Origin of the sequence: Sorangium sp. So ce363 (genome assembly GCF_051520435.1) — a bacterium.
GTDB lineage: Bacteria > Myxococcota_A > Polyangia > Polyangiales > Polyangiaceae > Sorangium > Sorangium cellulosum_B.
Genome location: NZ_CP150333.1, coordinates 12,234,045 through 12,250,434, shown reverse-complemented (window position 1 = coordinate 12,250,434; position 16,390 = coordinate 12,234,045). Strand labels below are relative to the sequence as shown.

Genomic DNA, 16,390 nt, shown 5'->3' with positions numbered 1-16,390 from the left:
ACGAATGGACAATCCTGATCACCTTCCCGCCAAGCGGCTGTCTTCAAAGAACTGGGAGCAGGAGCGCGCCGGGTTCTTCCGGTCACCCACGCTGCAGGAGCTCGGCCTCGCCGGTCTCTACCCGTTCCTGCTATCGGAGGAGGAGGGGAGCTGGCCCGATTGCCACACCGTGATCGATCTACTCGAGACCCTTCGTTTGCGGACCCGCTACTACCGCAAGCGGTTCATCACCCTCGAGCAGTGCGGGCTCGACCTCTCCACCGCCGCAGTCCAAATCGAGATCCTGGACAAGAGCGGACCGACGACGAGCTGCTCGTCCCTGGCGGAGGGGGCCAGTCGTGAGGAGAAGGAAGGGGAGGAACCGCCCGAAAAGCTGTTCAACGACCCCGGCTCCCCCGCGACGCTCGCAACCGAGCGGTTGCTGGCCTGTATCCACGACGGCAACGTCGAAGGGGCGAAGAACGCCATCCTGGCAGGCGCCGATCTCTACCTGCCCTGTGGGTACAAGCCGTTCATGTTCGACCAATTCCTGTATCACTACTCGGGAGCCATCGATTTCTCCTGCTCGCCCCGGCAGGCAGCGTACGTCGAGTATTGCTGCTCCCTGGTGGCCAACAGCAAGCTCTCGTGGGCGTGCGAATCGACGCAGCGCGACACGAAGGCGCGCCTCGCGATGCTGCAGCTGCTCCTCGACCATGACCAGACCGACGTCCACCCGGACGCGCTCCTGACCAGCAAGTTGAAGTTCGACCTGGGGCACCTCGAATGTCTCCTTGACGGGCCGCACTGGCAGCATCGGGGCAAGCAGAATGCCTCCACCGACGTGCGCGACTTCATGCTCCTGCTGCTCTGCTGTCTGGTCGGCCTGTGCACCGAGCTCAACGACGCGAACCGCCGGCGCTCGTGTGGAATCGAGGATCTCTGGCAACGACTCCTGGCGATCGACTCGCTCTGCGAGTTCTGTGTCGGGATCCTCTACGGCCAGGGGATGACAAACACCATCGGGCTGCCACCGTTGAAGGCACCGCTGGCCTTCTCGGTCGAGCTCGTCACCGAGGTCTTCAAGCTGCAGGCCACCGTCGCCGATTGCGCCGGGGAGCTGGACCTGCGGCTGCGAAAAGAGCTGAACATCGCCGCCCCCGTCGTTCCGGGGGGACGCGAGGACCTGTGGGGAGCCGCGAAGCGAAACCTCTGGAACTACCTGCTGGAGATGCAGGACGCATTGCAAGGTTCGGACCTCATCTGGTCCGCCATCTTCACGCCGACGAACCCCGCCGCGCACGCCGAGCTCTTGAAGAATCCGACGGCCGTGTTCCTTGGTTTCTGCGACGCGCTGGAGAAGAGGGCATTGAGGCACCCGGACAAGGCGGAGAGGTGCAAGCGACAGCGGGAGACCCTGCGCGAGTACGACACGATCGCGCGAGCGATCGTGAGCCGGTCGCTGAAACAGCGAGGTTGCATCGATCTCCAGACCATGCTCACGCTCCGCCGCGAGCTGCCGGTCGCGGTGAAGGTCGAGGCGCTCATCGCTGGCGCGCTGGGCCTGGAGCAGAGCCTGCAGCAGCACGTCGAGGAAGCCCTGGCGGCTGTTCACGCCTCGATGACACACCCCGAGGAGTTCGGGGTCGCCAAGGAGCTCAAGAACAAGAAGGACCCCAGCGTCTGCGGGAGCTGCCCCGATGTCGAGTTCTACGGCCAGGGAGGCCTGGCGTGGGACGCCAAGCGCCTGGGCGGCAACCGCAAGGAATGGGACGTCACACAGCGCAAGGGGTTCAAGACCACGAGCGCGATCCCGTGCGCGCTGCTGCTCGACGCCACCTACGGCAACCGGCGCCGCTACCAGCGGGCCTGGGCCGAGATCTTCGCGGAGGTCGCCCGCGCCAAGCTGCGGCTGTTCCGCGTCGTGAAGGGGGTCCGCCGCCCGGCGCTGCTCGAGATCTCGGTGACCATGGTCTGCAAGGCGCGGAGCCCGCAGATCCTCATGCCGGGCGAGCCCGACCTGAACCCGCTCTACTCGTACGGGGCCCTCGTCGTCGCCCGCTGGCTCCGCGACAGGAAGCTCGTGAATAACGCCATCCAGCTGGCAACCACCAAGAGCTCAGATCCGTGGCTGCACGAGGCCCTGAGCATGATCAGCGGGGGGCAGCTCACCTGGTATGACTTCTTCAAGGACCACACCGGGGAGCTGGGACTGACAGGTGGCCGCCACGTGTGCGTCGAGATCGCCCTCACCGCCGTCCCTTTCCTGACGTCCCCGGCGCCCCCGAGCGAGGAGGTCGGCGAGGAGATCAAGAGCCTGTGGCGAATCATCTGGGTGATCGACGCCCATCGGTTCTTCATCACCTTCACGCACTACGAACGCTGGTCCCTGGCCAACGACGCGCAGATCGTGCAGCTGCCGGCGTTCTTCGAGATCCTCGGGGTGCCGCCGCTGAACCTGGCCCAACCGCCCACGGGCCAGACCGTTGCGACAGCGTTCGGGGGCTTCGCGGGGGCGCTGAAGTGAGAGGGAGGAAGCCGTCAAAGGTCGACGACGCAGACGACGCTCGTCGTCGTGTCCTCGGCGTACTCCGTGACCTCGATCTGGATCTTCGAGGTTGCCTCGTCCGCTCCGGTGCCGAAGCGAGCCGCGAAGTCCAGCTCGTACCAGGTCTCGCTCGAGATCGGATCGGACACCTTCCACGCGAGTTGCTCATAGCCGCCGATCGACGTGTGATCGAAGACGAAGATCGTGTCGTCGGGAGCGGTGTGCGAGACGGAGAGCGAGGGGCTCACGAACTCGTAGGCGCCGGCCTCGCCGAGCTCGAGGCTGCAGGCCGAGCTTGGCGCTCGCGTTCTGGAGGTGGAAGTTCACCGTGCGCTCGCTCGTCGCGAGGATCACGCCGATCTCCCAGGAGGTCTTGCCCTCCGCCACCCAGAGCAGGCACTCCCTCTCGCGCGCCGAGAGCGGCCGCCTCATCTTCGCGCCCTCCGTCACGAGCACGCGCCGGAGCGCCTCGTGCACGTACCCCGCGAGCAGGTGCACGTAGGGGAGCGCGCGCCGCGTCCGCCTCCTCGCCGAGCGGAGCTCCGCTCCCGTCGCGAAGCTCAGCACGCCGAGGTCGCCGCGAGGCCCGTGGAGCGGCGCGCTCAACCCCTCCGAGAGCCCGAAGTCCGCCGCTTCGAGCACGACGCGGCTCTCGAGCGCCGCCGGCCCGAGCGAGCTCCACTCGGTCGGTATGATGTGCCCCCGGCAGTAGGTCATCACCGGATCCTGACCGAGCAAGCCCTCGCGAAAATAGTGCTCGATCCAGGCTTCGGGGTAGCCGTTCGCGAGCGCGAGCCGGGAGCTCGGCGTGCCATCTTGCAGCTCGAGCGCGTAGACGAACCACTCGAAGCCGAGCTCGGAGGCGTGGCGCCGCAGCAGCTCGGTCACGCCGTGCAGCGAGTCGGCGGTAGAAAAGCCCTGGAGCTCCTCGTGAAAGCGGCCAATCTGCACTGGTTGGAGGTTACTCGCCCCGGTCGAGCCGCGCTCACGGATCGGATCGATCGCGCGCCCCCGCGCCCGCGGGCGGCGGGGAGGACAGCGCGTCGACCTCGCCGCGCGTCACGAGCCTGTCGCCGTCGCGGTCGAGCGCCTTCATCATCTCGCCGACGACCACCTCGGACGGCGTCTCGGAGCTCGCCCTCGACGCGGCGGCCCTGAGCTCCTCGGCCGAGACGCGGCCGTCCCCGTCGGCGTCGATCGCCTCGAACGCCCCGAGCTGGCGGACGAGGTCCGCGGCGAACGACTCCACAAGGACGAGCTTCGGATCGCGCCCGCTGTCCGCCGGCGGCACCTTCTCCGGGCGCTCCTGAGCGAAGCGGACCAGCGGCGCGATGTCATCCATGCCGCCGAGGAGCCCGCGCGGGAGGGCGATCCGGTACTCGCGCTCGTCGACCAGCGGGAGGCCGTCCATCGCGCTCAGGACGCCTCGCGCGTCCGTCGCCATCCGGTCGTCGATCTGGAGGTAACCGCCGTGCTGGGCGGGGGCGCGCGACCGCGACGCGGCGACGGCCTCGCGGACGACGCGGCCAGGCAGGAGGGTCACGACCACCTCGTTGCTGAAGGGCACCTCGGCCTTGAGATCCCCGTAGGTGAAGCGCTCCCGGTACGCGCGACCGCCGCGGATGCCGCCGCCGTTGAAGAGGCACCCGTCCGCCCCGAAGGCGTCGCGGATCCGCGAGCAGAGCAGCGCGCCGAGCGACGTCTGCTGGACCCGCGTCCCGACGGACGAGAGCTCGCTCCCCGGCGGGAGCCGGAGGAGGGTGGCCGCGTCGAGGTCGCGCACGATCTGCATGTGGCGGTCGACGCGCGCGCGCATCGCCGGATCCTCGGGGTGGGCGCCGACCTCCTCGATCCGGACGGTGACCGCGGGCAGGTCGGGCGCCCCGGCCGGCGGCGCCATGGCCGGCCACACGAGGTCGATGATGGCGGCGCTCTCCGCGTCCGTGCCGGCCTTCACGACCCAGCAGCCGTCCACGTCGTCGAGGATCACCTCGTGCTCGTGGCCGCCGAGGATCACGGGAAAGCGCGGATCGCGCTGCGCCCGCGCGAGCTCGAGGTCCTGGTCGCGGCTCTGGTGCGTGATCGGGATCACGCAGGCGCACCCCTCGTCGCGGAGGAGCCGGCGGGTCCAGCGGAGGGCCGCCTCGTTCGCCGGCTCGATGTCGATCCCCCCGAACGCATCCCGCCGGTACAGGCCCTTCACGTGCACGAGCAGGCCGAGGAGGCCGATCCGGACAGTCCGCCCGCCGGGGCTCGAGACGTCGAGGATCTCGTGCGTCGGCAGCGCCGGGGCGAACGAGGGCATGTTGGTGTTGAGCCACGTGCCCTGGAACTCCTGCACCCGCGCCCTGAGCTCCGGCAGCTCGACGTCGGCCTCGTGGTTGCCGAAGATGGTGTGGGTGATCGGCAGCGCGTTCATGCAGTCGACCATGCCCCTGCCGTGATCGAGGCTCGACAGCAGGCTCGGCGCGAGGAAGTCGCCGGCCATCACCACAAGGAAGCGATCCGCGGGCGCGGCGGCGTGGCGCCGCACGAGCGTCGCGAGGCGCGGAAGGTTGTCGAGCAGGTACACGTCGTTCACGCAGACGATCCGCAGAGAGGGGCCTCTGGGCAGGGCGTGTGCGGCGGCGGTCATCGCCATCGAACATAGCCCAGCCCGCGGGCGCGCGACGCCGTCAGCGCCGAGCGCCCCTCGCCTTCGGCGGGCGCCACGCGCGCAGGCTCTCCGCAAGCGGCTCGAGCACCGCGCGCACCCGCGGAATGGCGCGGGCGCTGCGCGGGCAGAGCAGCACGAGCGAGCGTCGCGCGGGCGGCAGGTCCACCTTCAGCTCCACGAGCGGCGGGTCCCTCCGGAAGTGCGGGTGCTCGCGCGCGAGCATCATCGCGCCGAGCCCCAGCTCGCACGCGCGGATCTGAACGAGGTAGTCGTCGGACGCGAACGACGGGCGCCACCCCGGGATCAGGCGGCCGAGCGCGCTGTTCGGTGAGAGGTCGTCGAGCGGCGGCGCCCAGCCGATCCACGCGAGCTCCGCGGGATCGGCCTTGCCCGCCGCCCGCGCCGCGTACGGCTCCGACGCGAAGGCGCGCAGCTCGATGTCGACCGAGGCGACGCTGTCCTCGTCGGCGGGGACGCCCAGCCGCAGCGCCAGATCCGCCTCCCGCCTCGTCAGGTCGAGCGGGCGCACCGTGGACACGACGTGCAGCTCGATCGCCGGCGCGCGCCGCGAGAAGGCCGCCGCGAACGGGACGAGGAAGCCGTGCGCGATGCCGGGGGGCGCCGTCACCCGGACCACGCCCGTGGGCGCGTGCCGCCGCTCCGCCGCGCGGGTCAGCTCGGCCGCCCAGTCGGCCATCCGCTGCGCGGGCTCGACGAGGCCGGCCCCGTACGCCGTCAGCGCCGTGCCGGCCACGCCGCGGTCGAAGAGGGGCTCGCCGAGGAGCGCCTCCAGCTCCGCCAGCCGCCGGCTCACCGTGGGCTGGGTCATCTGCAGCTTGCGCGCGGCGGCGCTCAGGCTGCCTGCCTCCGCCACCGCGAGGAACAGCCGCGCGTCGTCCCACGAGATATCCATCTGCGTATGACTACATGCGACTTTCGCCAGTTACCCATTCATTTTTCGGAGAACACACTGGCGGCATGTCCAGACACACCTTTCGCTTCGTATCCCGCGCTCTCCTCGCCTCCGCGCTCCTGCTCGGCGCGTGCGCCGAGCCGCTCCCCGCGCCCAAGGACCCACCGGCGTCGACGCACGGCGCGAAGAGGGCCGCACTCGGCACGCCGATCCGGCTGCAGGTGATGGAGGCGCTCCTCGAAGAGGCGGGCCCCATCACCGTCGAGACCGTCGTCAGCGCGCGGTGGGAGACCAGCCGCGCCGGGCTCATCAACCTCGCCCACGAGCGCGCCGCCGGCCTCACCGACGGCCTCGAGCCGGTCGACATCACCTTTCACGCGCTCGCGCACCCGGCCCGGGGCCTGTACCTCATCGACACCGGCGCGTCGCAGGCGCTCGCGGCGAGCGACCATCCCCTCCGCACCGGCCCCGTCGGACAGGCGCTCAACTTCGGCGCCTTGCGGGTGGAGGCCAGCCTCGGCGCCTTTCGCGGCGAGCGGGCGCTGGCCGGCGTGCTCCTCACGCACCTGCACATCGACCACGTGCTCGGCCTGCCCGACGTCGCGCGCGACGTCCCGATCTTCGTCGGCCCCGGCGAGTCCACGTTCGAGAGCCCGTTCCATGCGCTCACCCAGTCCACCGTGGACCAGCTCCTCGAGGGCCGCGCGCCCCTCGAGGAGTGGGCCTTCGGCGGCGAGGGCGTGATCGACGTGCTCGGCGACGCCTCGCTCTTCGCGCTCTCGGCGCCGGGGCATACGCCGGGCTCGGTCGCCTACGTCGCGCGGACGCCCGAGGGCCCGGTGCTCTTCACCGGCGATGTGTGCCACACGGCCTGGGGCTGGCGGAACGACGTCGAGCCCGGGAATTTCTCGTCCGACCCCGCCGGGAGCGCCGAGAGCCTCGCCTTCCTCCGCGCCCTCGCCGCCCGCCACCCGTCGATGCAGGTGCGCCTCGGGCACCAGTCGCTGTGAGCGTCGACCCTTCCCGGCGGGCGCTCATCCGTCGGAGGTGAGCTCCTTCTGGAGGTGCCGCTCCAGCCGCTCCAGCACCTGGCGCGCCACGCGCCGGAGCCGCCGGGGGTAGACGACGACGAGGGGCGGGCTCGGCAGCGGGAGCCTGGGCAGGAGCCGGATCAAGCGCCCCTCCTGGACCCGGCGCGCGACCAGCCAGCGCGGGAGCACGCTCACGCCGAGCCCTGCCTCCACCGCCCTGAGGTTCGTCTCGATGTCGTCGGTCGTGAGCCTGACGGTGAGCCCCAGCTTCTCGAGCTCGCGCACCCCGCCGCTCGCCACGACCCGCACCGCGGCGAGCTCCGACATGGATGTCGGCGCCGGCTTGCCCGCGAACAGGCCGGCGCTCCCGACGAGCCACTGGGGCGAGGTCCCCAGCGTTCGCTCGATGAACGACGGCTCGCTGCGGACGCCGACGCGAAGCGCGAAATCGAACGCGCCTGCCACGAGGTCGACCCGCTGATCGGTGAGCGCGGCGTCCACGACGAGCCCCGGCGATTCATGCATGATCCGCACGAGCTCCGGCAAGAGGAGGCGGCGGCCGAGCGCCCCGGGCGCCGAGAGCTTCACGCGGCCCGCGAGGTCCCCGAAGCCGGCGGCGGCGCGGAGCTCCGCGTCCTCGAGCGCGCGCACGTGCTCCTCGATCTGCTCGTAGTACGCGCGCCCCTCCAGGGTGAGCGCGACGCGCCGGGTGGTGCGCTCGAACAGCCGCAGCCCCAGCCGCGACTCCAGATCGGCGATCCCGCGGCTCGCGGCCGATTGCGTCATGGAGAGCTCGCGCGCCGCCCGCGAGAAGCTGCCGCTGTCCGCCACCTTGCAGAACACGCGCAGCGCGAGGAACCGATCCATGGCTCAATTTATTCTGAATTGAAATAACTGTAAGCCGTATTCTATCGCTACCGGCATGAGCTGGCGCTGACCATCCTGCGTGCATGCTCGTACGCCACACGTTCGATGGGCCGAGGCGGGGCCGTCTGCTCCGCCTCCTCGCGTTCTTGAGCGCGCTGCTGCCGCCTCTGGGCGCCCGCGCAGCCGAGGCCACGGGGGCATCCCCGCCGCCGGAGGTCGCGCCCCGCGACGCCGATTCCGCGGGTCCGGGGCCCGCGGAGGCTCGCCTCGTCCTTGGATCACGCCTCGTGGGCAGGGACACGGGCGGCGGCCTGGAGCTCGACGGCCGCGTGCGCCTCGCGGGTGGGGCGCAGCTCGGAGCCGCTGCCTCCTTCTGGGCCCTCGAGCGAGCGTACATGGGGGGGCGAACGGTGACAGGCGCGAGCGGCGCCTCGGGCGCTGCGGTCTTCCTGATGCCGCTCGTGACGCACGGCCCGCTCGAGCTCGATCTGCGCCTCAAGACGGGGTTCCTGGCGCTCCGGGATGTCGGAGGCGGCAACGGGGGAGGCAGCTCCGGGGGAGGCGGCGACGCGCCCGCTTCGGCGCTCCGGCACGTCGACGAGCTATCGATGGTCGCGCACGTCGCGCTCGGCGAGGCGTGGCTGCTCCGCGCCGGGGCCACCGTCGGCTTCGAGCTGGAGCTCGATCCGACCACGGAGCTGGCCGACCTGGCGCAGGTCCTGACGGCGGGCGCCGGCTACGCCGTGTCCGAGCACGTTCTCCTCACCCTCGACGCCAGCGCGGGAGGCAGCTTTGGATTCAACGGAGACAACGGCAAGTTCCTGCTCGAGGGCTCCTTCGGCGCGCGCTTCGCTTTCGGACAAGGAGGCTCGCGTGTCGCTCACTGACCGCCGCAGCCACCGCCTTCACCTCATGACGCTCGCGTCGAGCGCGTGCCTCGCGCTCCTGCTCGGGGCCGCGCGGGCCGACGCGCAGGCTCCGGACGCCGGGTCCGGGGCCGCCGAGCGCGCCGGCGCGGGCGCCTTCGATGCCGGGCCGCCCGGGGCTGCGGATGCGCGCAGCGCGCGCCGGCCCGCGCCGGACGTCCCGGTAGGCGGCTTCGTCGACCTCGAGTGGCGCGTGATGGGCCTGGGAGGACACGTGTCGCACGGGCCGGCGTTCGCCGCCGGCGTGACCTTCGCCAACGGCCTGGTGCGCCTCGGCCTGGGTGGGCTCGGGCGGCCAGGGCCCATGAATCCGGCCACCTTCGAGGTCGCGCTGCCCGGAGGGCAGACCTACAAGGGGCAACGCACGCTCGAGCTCAAGTCCGACGGATCCATGCTGGGCGCGCACGTGGGGCTCTCGTTCCGGCTGCCCTTCGCGGAAGCGCTGGCGGTCCAGATCCCGATCACGGTCGGCTACGGCGGGTTCGGCTTCTACTTGCAAGGGAACGATCGCAAGACGCCCGACGGACGCCGCGTGAGCGCGTGGGAGGACGAGCTCTTCGCGGGCAAGGACTCCTTCCTCGGCCTGGTCGTCGACACGGGGCTGCGCCTCGGGTACCAGCCGGACGACGCGCCGTGGTTCAGGCCCTACGTGGGCGCGAGCTTCACGGCGGTCCCCGGCTTCGACACGGTGGTGCGAGACGATTACCTCGGGTTCAGCGGGGTCCTCGGCGTGGAGCTCGGCCACGGCATCTGAGCGGGCGCCTTCGCCGGTGTCGTCGGCCGGTCAACGCGGCCCCGACGCGGGATCGCGCTCGAAGAGATTCGGCTGCTGCACGTCGCGACGGCAGAACGGCGATCGCGCGCCAAGCGTTCCATGCTCTTGCGGGGACTCACGAGCTCCGCACCGGCTCCGCGAGCCAGCGAACCAGCGCCTCGCTCTCTAGATCGAGCAAAGCATCCTCGACCTCGCCCGGACCGATCGCGCGGGCTCGCTCGATGATCGAGCGCTCTTCCTCCGCCGTCGGCCGTCGGCCGATCCGCCGCGCGAAGAGGCGACCGAGCAGCTCCGCGATCGCCTTCTCCTCCCCGCGCTGCTCACCCCTTCGCTCGCCTCGTTGCTCGCCTCGTTGCTCGCCCCGTTGCTCGCCTCGCTGCTCCCCTCGCCGCTCGGCCTCGATGATCAGCTCCCCGATGATCGGTGTGCGCCGGAGCAGCCCCTCTTCCTTGTCCTCCACCATGTCGACGAGCTCCTTCATCAGATTATGGCCCCAGGGATCGATGGCCGCCATCACCAGCAGCGCCGTGTACAGCTCGGCCCGCTCCGCGGACGTCGCCGCCCCCGCGTGGATCTCCGCGACGACCTCCCGCAGCGCCGCCGCGGTCGCGTTCCGCGCGAGGGGGGCGAACACCAGCCAGAGCACGCTGCCGCGGGCACGGAGCTCGCCGATCGTGTGCTGGTAGACGGCGTCGATCCTGAAATGCGCGCCGCTGAACGGCCGCCCCGGCCAGGCGGTAGAGCGCTGGCCCGTCGCGGGCAGGCGCCGCCTTCTGCCCGAGAGGACCACGACGACGCTCTCGATCGGCGGCACCGGCTCGCCGGGGGCGTCGAGGCGGAGCGCGGTGAAGAGGAAGCCGAGGTATTCGAAGATGCGATCCGGTACGTCGTCACGGAGCGCGAAGCAGAACTCGATGTGCAGCACCCGCGGCTCGCCGTCGATCCGTAGGCGCAGGGCCTTGTCGACGCGGCGCTCGATGGTCGTGACCTGGCTGTCGATCCAGCCGAGGACCTCGGTGCAATGGCCCTCGGGGACGAAGGCGCGCACCAGGTCCCCGGGCCTCCTCCGGGCGAGGTGGCGCAAGGTGATGTCGGCGTCTCCCATGCGTGGCGTCCCCGGCAGATCGCATGCCAGGGAGGAGGAGGCCGAAATCACGGGCTTCCCGCATGAGGTATGCGCGTCGGTCGGGTGGCGGCGCCATGGCGGGCTGCGCTCAGGGGTCGAACCGGTAGGTGGTCTCGCCGGCGGACGCCCGCGCCGCGAACTCTCGACAGAAGCCGTTCAGCGCCGGATAGGGCTCTGTCGGCAGGACGCGCCGGAACTCCAGATGTGTGACGAGGCAGAACAGCGCGACCTCCAGGTAGCTCAGATCCCGGTCCGACGGGAGCGCGGCGAGCGCGTGCCCCGCGTTGTCCTCCAGCCATGACATGGTGTTGACAAGGCTCGTTCGCTGCTTGGCCTGGTGCGCGCTGCCGTCGCCGGCCCCGGCCATGATCAGCCCGACCTCCGTCGCCATCGCATGAACGACGAGCTCCTGGGCGTTCGCGAGGAGGGGTTGGTCGAGGTCCTCCGGCCATACCGTGCGTACCGCGCGCTTCGACTGCCGCGACAGCTCGCGGCAGATATTGAGCGCGCCGAACCACACGCCGCGGGGTGTCCGGAGAGCCGGCATCTTGAGCGCGGGGTTGCCCCCGTAGTCCGCCGCGTTGGACGACATGAGGTCCCGCACGACCTCGAGCGAACAGTCGACCCCCATCTCCACGGCGAAGATCCGCGTGACGCGCGTGAAGTGCGAGCTGGAACGGCCGACGATCACGGGCTTGGCGAGCTCTCCTAGAGCATCTGACATGCTTGCTCCTCCGATCCAGGAACCATTCAGCGTCGATGCGGGTCCGACCCGTGGATCGCCTCGAGCTCCGAGCCGGCCCCGTCGTGCGGCTCCCACGCCTCGTGGAGCGGTAGCATAGCTGGCGTCCGACCCGCGCTGTCAAGCATCCCATGGGGAGAGGAAAAGGCGCTCCGCCAGGCCCGCGCTGGTCCCACCGCACGGACGCAGCTCCAGCCGTTCACCAGAAAATCGCCCTCGATCCAGCGACTTCGCTCTCCCGCTCACCCCGATCGGGAAATCCTCAAGCTGAGCTTGGCGCCCAGGAGCGTCGTGAAGGGCGTGCTGATCGAGAGCCGCAAGAGAGGGATCTATTCAACCAGAGATACTATTGCAATTTTATTGCAAATAACCCGGAGGTCGGCTACGCGGACGCCATGCACCCGCACATGGAAGCTTCGCCGCGCGTCGGCCGCGGCGCGGTCCCCAGGGCGTCCTCGGACGCCGCCGAGCTTCACCTCAAGGCGGCGCGTCGCGCGCACCGCGCCGGAGGGCGGCCGTGACTGGCGTGTCAGCGCTGCTCCTCGGGCTCGGGCTCGGCCTGCGCCACGCCGCGGACGCCGACCACCTCGTCGTCATCGCCACGTTGCTCCAGCGCGAGCGCGGTCCGCGCCGCGCCGCGCTCATCGCGGCGCTCTGGGGGCTCGGCCACTCCGCCGCCTTCCTCGGCGTAGGGCTGATCGTCGTCCTCCTCGGCCTGCGCATCCCCGCGCCCTTCGAGAGGGCGGCCGAGCTCCTCGTCGCGTTCATGCTGATCGCGCTCGGCGCATGGCACCTCGTCCGCCCACAGCGACGAGCGCCGGCGCCCGGTCACGGCGGCGCCGCACACGCGAGGTCCATCGCCATCGGCCTCGTTCACGGCCTGGCGGGCTCCGCGGGCATCGCCTTGCTCGCGACGGCGAGCATCCCCTCACGGCTCTGGGCCGCGGCGTACCTCGCGCTCTTCGGCCTGGGCACCGTCGCCGGCATGATCGCGCTGACGGTGATCCTGTCATGGCCCATCGGGTGGACGCTGACGCGAGGAGGGGCGCCGCGCCGCTTCTCGATCGTCACTGCGGCGCTGCTCGGCATCGCGACCGGCGTGGCGGTCGGAGCCGATGCCCTCTTCGGCGCGGGGGCGCAATGATCCCCTCGCCCCCGTCACGAACGAACCCCGGAACTCGAAGGGCCCCATGAATCAAGGCAAGATCCCCGTCACCGTGCTCACCGGCTTCCTCGGAGCAGGCAAGACCACGCTCCTCAACCGCATCCTGACGGAGAACCACGGCAAGCGCATCGCCGTCATCGAGAACGAGTTCGGAGAGATCGGCATCGACCAGGCCCTCGTCATCAACGCGGACGAGGAGGTCTTCGAGATGAATAACGGCTGCATCTGCTGCACCGTGCGTGGCGACCTCATCCGCATTCTCGGCAGCCTCATGAAGCGGAAGGACAGATTCGACCATGTGCTCGTGGAGACCACGGGCCTGGCCGACCCGGGGCCGGTGGCCCAGACGTTCTTCGTCGATGACGACGTCCGCGAGCTGTTCGCGCTCGACGCCATCGTCACCCTCGTCGACGCGAAGCACATCCATCTGCACATCGAGGACTCGAGCGAGTGCAAAGAGCAGGTCGCCTTCGCTGACGTGCTCGTGCTCAACAAGGCCGACCTCGTCACCGAGCGCGAGCTCGACACCCTCGAGAGGCGGCTGCGCGGCATGAACACGCTGGCCCGCGTGCTACGCGCGACGAACGCCGATGTGCCGATCGCCGATGTGCTCGGCGTGGGTGGCTTCGATCTCGACCGCGCGCTCGCCCAGAAACCGGCCTTCCTGGAGCCCGAGTACCCGTTCGAGTGGGCAGGCGCGTTCGACCTCGAGGAGGGCGGCTGCGAGCTCGTCCTGGAGCCAGGCCCCGACGAGTGCATGGACGTCGTGGTCCTGCCGCTCGAGCCGGCGGTCGATCCGGGCGCGCGCGAGGCCGCTGAGCGCGCCCTGCGGGTCTGGGCGGAGCCGGCGGTGCGCGTCGCGCCGGGAGGTAGCCTGGTGATCGGCGACCACCCATCCAGGCTCGCCCTGCGCGATCCTGGGACGATGCGGTTCCGGCTCAACGCGCCGAAGCGCGGGCGTTACGGCCTGTATCTGCAGCACACCCCGAGCGAGTTCCGGGCGCGGCTGGAGTCGCGCGGCGCCGTGGAGCCGGCGGTGGCGCGCGAGTTCGCGGCTGGGCACAGCCACGATGAGCAGGTGAGCTCGGTCGGCATCCACCTCGAGGGCGCCGTCGACCGCGAGCGGCTGACCCGGTGGGTCTCGGAGCTCTTGCGCGAGAAGGGCGCGGATATCTTCCGGATGAAGGGCATCCTGAACCTCCGCGGCTCCGAGAACCGCTTCGTGTTTCAGGGCGTGCACATGCTCTTCGACGGCCGCGAGGATCGGCCCTGGGGAGACGAGCGCCGCGCCAGCGATCTCGTGTTCATCGGCCGCGACCTGGATCGCGAGCAGCTGACCCGGGGCTTCCAGCGATGCCTGGCGTGACGGGGCGGGCGCCGCGTGGCAAGACCGAGCTCCCGCCGCGCTGGCGGCTCTCCGCGGGAGACTACGTCGTCGCGATGAGCGTGACGCGCGACGGCAGCCTGTGCGCGATCGGGACCGGCGCGGGGACGGTGCTCGCCATCGAGTTGCAGACCGGCGCGGTGCGCTGGTGCGCCGAGGCGCACCCGAATGGGGTCCTCGCGCTCGGGTTCTCCCCCTCCGGAGCGCGCCTGGCGACGTGCGGCCAGGATGAGAAAGCGCGCCTCTTCGACCTCACCGGCGCCCTCGTGGCCGAGCTCCCCGGCGGGGCGGCGTGGGTCGAGCACGTGGCGTGGGCGCCCGGCGGCGAGCACCTGGCCACCGGCTCGGGGCGGACGGTGCGCGTCTGGACCGAGCGCGGCGAGCCGATCGTCGAGACGGAGCCGCTGCCCAGCACGGTCGCCGCGCTCGCCTGGCGGGACGGCCGCGCCGAGCTCGCCGCGGCGTGTTACGGAGGCGTCTATCTCTGGTCGATTGACGCCGGTGCGACCTCGCGCCACCTCGCTTGGCAGGGCTCGCTCGTGTCGATGGCGTGGAGCCCCGACGGGAAGGTCATCGCCTGCGGCAGCCAGGACCGGTCGGTGCACTTCTGGCGCCTCTCGACCGGGCAGGACTCCGAGATGCGCGGGTATCCCGCGAAGCCGAAGGCGCTCGCGTGGGACGCGCAGTCGCGACTGCTCGCGACCGGCGGCGCCCCGGCCGTCACGGTCTGGGACTTCTCGGGCAAAGGCCCCGAGGGCACCCGTCCAATCGAGCTCGAGGGTCATCAAGACACGTGCCTCCAGCTCGCGTTCAGCCCGCGCAAGGGGGTGCTCGCGAGCGGCGCACAGGACCACGGCGTGCTGCTCTGGGAGCCGCGGCGGCTCGCCAAGCCGGTGCGCTACGCGTTCCTGGAGGACGAGGTCACCGCGCTCGCCTGGCACCCCGCACACGCGGGACTCCTCGGCGCGGACGCCTCCGGCACGGTCGTGCTCTGGCAGGTCGAGTAGCGGCAAGGCTGGCCGGGAGGCGAGCTTGTCAGGCGACTGCCGTCCCAGAAGAAAATTTCAATGCCCGAGGCGTGCCGTGCGGGTAGGCTTGTTCACTTGGAGCCCAATTTCTCGTGTCTGCCAGCCGAGAAGTCTGCTTCAGGGGGCTGATGCAATCAGCCTCTTCACCTTTCAGAGCTGTGCGTTTTCCCACGCTCGACAAGGAGACCAGGATGAAGGACCACGCGACGCACGACCAGCATGCGCACGATCACGGCCAGGCGTGCGGACACCAGGCGATACGTCACGGTGACCACGTCGACTACCTGCACGATGGCCACTTGCACCACCGGCATGGCGACCATGTCGACGAGCACGTCCTCTCGGTGAACGAGGAGAACCCTGCACAGTGCACCCCGAACCACGCGTGCTCAGGGCACGACGTGAAGCACGCGCACGGAGACAACTGCGGGCACGCCGCAGTTCCTCATGGAGATCACGTGGACTTCCTCGTCGACGGCCACTTGCACCACCCGCACGGCGGGCACTGCGACCATCACGGCGACGTACAGCTGACGGCGTAGCGCCGCGGATTCAGGCCAGGGCGTCGAGTGTCACGACGACACGTGGCGACGTTCCGGGCGGCGACCGGTGCACCGCACCGCGGTCCTGGTTGCCCGGCCACGCCTCTCCCTTGAGCAGCCCGACGTCGAACGGCTCCATCCGGCGGAGGCGCGTGCCGGCGCGCAGCACCCCCGAGACCTCGTCGGGGACACCGTTCGCTCGGTGTCCGAGCCGGTCCCGCCGGACGGCCGCGTGCTCTGCCCACTCCGTCCCAGGCCCGACATAGGTGGTCACCAGGCGGACGGTCACCATGTCCGCGTGGAGACGAGGGCACATGGGCTTCGCGAGCCGCGCGAGCCGTAGGCCGACCCGCGGGCAGCCCGTGAGATCCGCGAAGAGCGATATCAGCCCACGCACGTCCTCGAGGAAGGCTTCACGACCGGGCGAGGGGGGCGCTCCAGCAGCCAGCGCCGCGAGGTCGGGCGCGATCGGATCGACGCTCAGCGTCTCGGCGAGCGGCCGTGGCAGCAGCCATTCGCGCACGAAGCCGTCCACGTCGGGGTCGACGCCTCGCCGCAGGACGCAGACGCTCACCTCGGGCGCCGCGAGCTCGGCCAGGTCGACGAGCTCCGTCACGACGCGCGTCGAGCTGGCTGGCGCCGCGCGCGGCGATGCGAAATCCTCGTGTTCCTCAGCGGTCGTTGTCGTCATCACGTCTTGTCTGGCCT

Annotated in this window: 16 protein-coding genes; 8 read left to right on the top strand and 8 right to left on the bottom strand. The window is 70.7% G+C overall.

What is annotated here, in order from left to right; translation table 11 throughout:
- Positions 1 to 4: 4 nt before the first annotated feature.
- On the top strand, positions 5 to 2,506 hold the full coding sequence (locus tag WMF12_RS46025; RefSeq protein WP_437855258.1) for a hypothetical protein: 2,502 nt from the start codon (positions 5 to 7) through the stop codon (positions 2,504 to 2,506).
- 14 nt (positions 2,507 to 2,520) lie between these two features.
- Here the strand turns inward: WMF12_RS46025 and WMF12_RS46020 are convergent, their stop codons facing one another.
- The 4 genes from WMF12_RS46020 to WMF12_RS46005 are packed head-to-tail and all read right to left on the bottom strand — an operon-like array spanning position 2,521 to position 6,096.
- Positions 2,521 to 2,676, bottom strand: a complete 156-nt coding sequence (locus WMF12_RS46020) for a hypothetical protein (RefSeq protein WP_437855256.1) — start codon at positions 2,674 to 2,676, stop codon at positions 2,521 to 2,523.
- Positions 2,677 to 2,692: 16 nt separating this feature from the next.
- On the bottom strand, positions 2,693 to 3,478 hold the full coding sequence (locus tag WMF12_RS46015; RefSeq protein ID WP_437855254.1) for a LuxR family transcriptional regulator: 786 nt from the start codon (positions 3,476 to 3,478) through the stop codon (positions 2,693 to 2,695).
- A 34-nt stretch (positions 3,479 to 3,512) separates the two neighbouring features.
- Positions 3,513 to 5,162: a 5'-nucleotidase C-terminal domain-containing protein gene (locus WMF12_RS46010; protein ID WP_437855252.1), complete on the bottom strand. Its 1,650-nt coding sequence runs from the start codon at positions 5,160 to 5,162 to the stop codon at positions 3,513 to 3,515.
- Positions 5,163 to 5,202: 40 nt separating this feature from the next.
- On the bottom strand, positions 5,203 to 6,096 hold the full coding sequence (locus WMF12_RS46005) for a LysR family transcriptional regulator (protein ID WP_437855249.1): 894 nt from the start codon (positions 6,094 to 6,096) through the stop codon (positions 5,203 to 5,205).
- Positions 6,097 to 6,161: 65 nt separating this feature from the next.
- Here WMF12_RS46005 and WMF12_RS46000 point away from each other — a divergent pair, with 65 nt between their 5' ends.
- Positions 6,162 to 7,106, top strand: a complete 945-nt coding sequence (locus WMF12_RS46000) for an MBL fold metallo-hydrolase (protein WP_437855245.1) — start codon at positions 6,162 to 6,164, stop codon at positions 7,104 to 7,106.
- A gap of 24 nt (positions 7,107 to 7,130) precedes the next feature.
- Here WMF12_RS46000 and WMF12_RS45995 read toward each other — a convergent pair whose 3' ends face one another.
- Positions 7,131 to 7,994: a LysR family transcriptional regulator gene (locus tag WMF12_RS45995; protein ID WP_437855243.1), complete on the bottom strand. Its 864-nt coding sequence runs from the start codon at positions 7,992 to 7,994 to the stop codon at positions 7,131 to 7,133.
- A gap of 83 nt (positions 7,995 to 8,077) precedes the next feature.
- Between WMF12_RS45995 and WMF12_RS45990 the strand changes: the two genes are divergently transcribed.
- Positions 8,078 to 8,881 (top strand): hypothetical protein, encoded by an 804-nt coding sequence (locus tag WMF12_RS45990; protein WP_437855240.1) that lies wholly within the window; start codon positions 8,078 to 8,080, stop codon positions 8,879 to 8,881.
- Positions 8,868 to 9,674 carry a hypothetical protein gene (locus WMF12_RS45985; RefSeq protein WP_437855238.1) on the top strand — a complete coding sequence of 269 codons (807 nt, stop codon included), beginning with the start codon at positions 8,868 to 8,870 and terminating at the stop codon, positions 9,672 to 9,674. Before WMF12_RS45990 ends, WMF12_RS45985 begins: the two co-directional genes overlap by 14 nt.
- Positions 9,675 to 9,810: 136 nt before the next feature.
- Here WMF12_RS45985 and WMF12_RS45980 read toward each other — a convergent pair whose 3' ends face one another.
- Positions 9,811 to 10,800 carry a hypothetical protein gene (locus WMF12_RS45980; RefSeq protein ID WP_437855236.1) on the bottom strand — a complete coding sequence of 330 codons (990 nt, stop codon included), beginning with the start codon at positions 10,798 to 10,800 and terminating at the stop codon, positions 9,811 to 9,813.
- A gap of 109 nt (positions 10,801 to 10,909) precedes the next feature.
- Positions 10,910 to 11,545, bottom strand: a complete 636-nt coding sequence (locus tag WMF12_RS45975; RefSeq protein ID WP_437855234.1) for a glutathione S-transferase N-terminal domain-containing protein — start codon at positions 11,543 to 11,545, stop codon at positions 10,910 to 10,912.
- Positions 11,546 to 12,080: 535 nt separating this feature from the next.
- On the opposite strand from WMF12_RS45975, the gene WMF12_RS45970 reads away from it, so the two are divergent.
- The 4 genes from WMF12_RS45970 to WMF12_RS45955 all read left to right on the top strand — a co-directional run bounded on the left by WMF12_RS45970 (position 12,081) and on the right by WMF12_RS45955 (position 15,682).
- Positions 12,081 to 12,707, top strand: coding sequence for a high-affinity nickel-transport family protein (locus WMF12_RS45970; protein WP_437855231.1), 627 nt, complete (start codon positions 12,081 to 12,083; stop codon positions 12,705 to 12,707).
- A 46-nt stretch (positions 12,708 to 12,753) separates the two neighbouring features.
- The gene (locus WMF12_RS45965) at positions 12,754 to 14,094 is read left to right on the top strand and encodes a CobW family GTP-binding protein (protein ID WP_437855230.1); all 1,341 of its coding nucleotides are present in this window, start codon (positions 12,754 to 12,756) and stop codon (positions 14,092 to 14,094) included.
- Complete coding sequence (locus tag WMF12_RS45960; RefSeq protein WP_437855226.1) at positions 14,082 to 15,119, top strand: WD40 repeat domain-containing protein; 1,038 nt, start codon at positions 14,082 to 14,084, stop codon at positions 15,117 to 15,119. The genes WMF12_RS45965 and WMF12_RS45960 overlap by 13 nt, the downstream gene beginning before the upstream one ends.
- 212 nt (positions 15,120 to 15,331) lie before the next feature.
- The gene (locus WMF12_RS45955; RefSeq protein WP_437855225.1) at positions 15,332 to 15,682 is read left to right on the top strand and encodes a hypothetical protein; all 351 of its coding nucleotides are present in this window, start codon (positions 15,332 to 15,334) and stop codon (positions 15,680 to 15,682) included.
- Between the two features lie 10 nt (positions 15,683 to 15,692).
- Here WMF12_RS45955 and WMF12_RS45950 read toward each other — a convergent pair whose 3' ends face one another.
- Complete coding sequence (locus WMF12_RS45950) at positions 15,693 to 16,373, bottom strand: DUF1826 domain-containing protein (RefSeq protein WP_437855223.1); 681 nt, start codon at positions 16,371 to 16,373, stop codon at positions 15,693 to 15,695.
- Between the last annotated feature and the right edge of the window lie 17 nt (positions 16,374 to 16,390).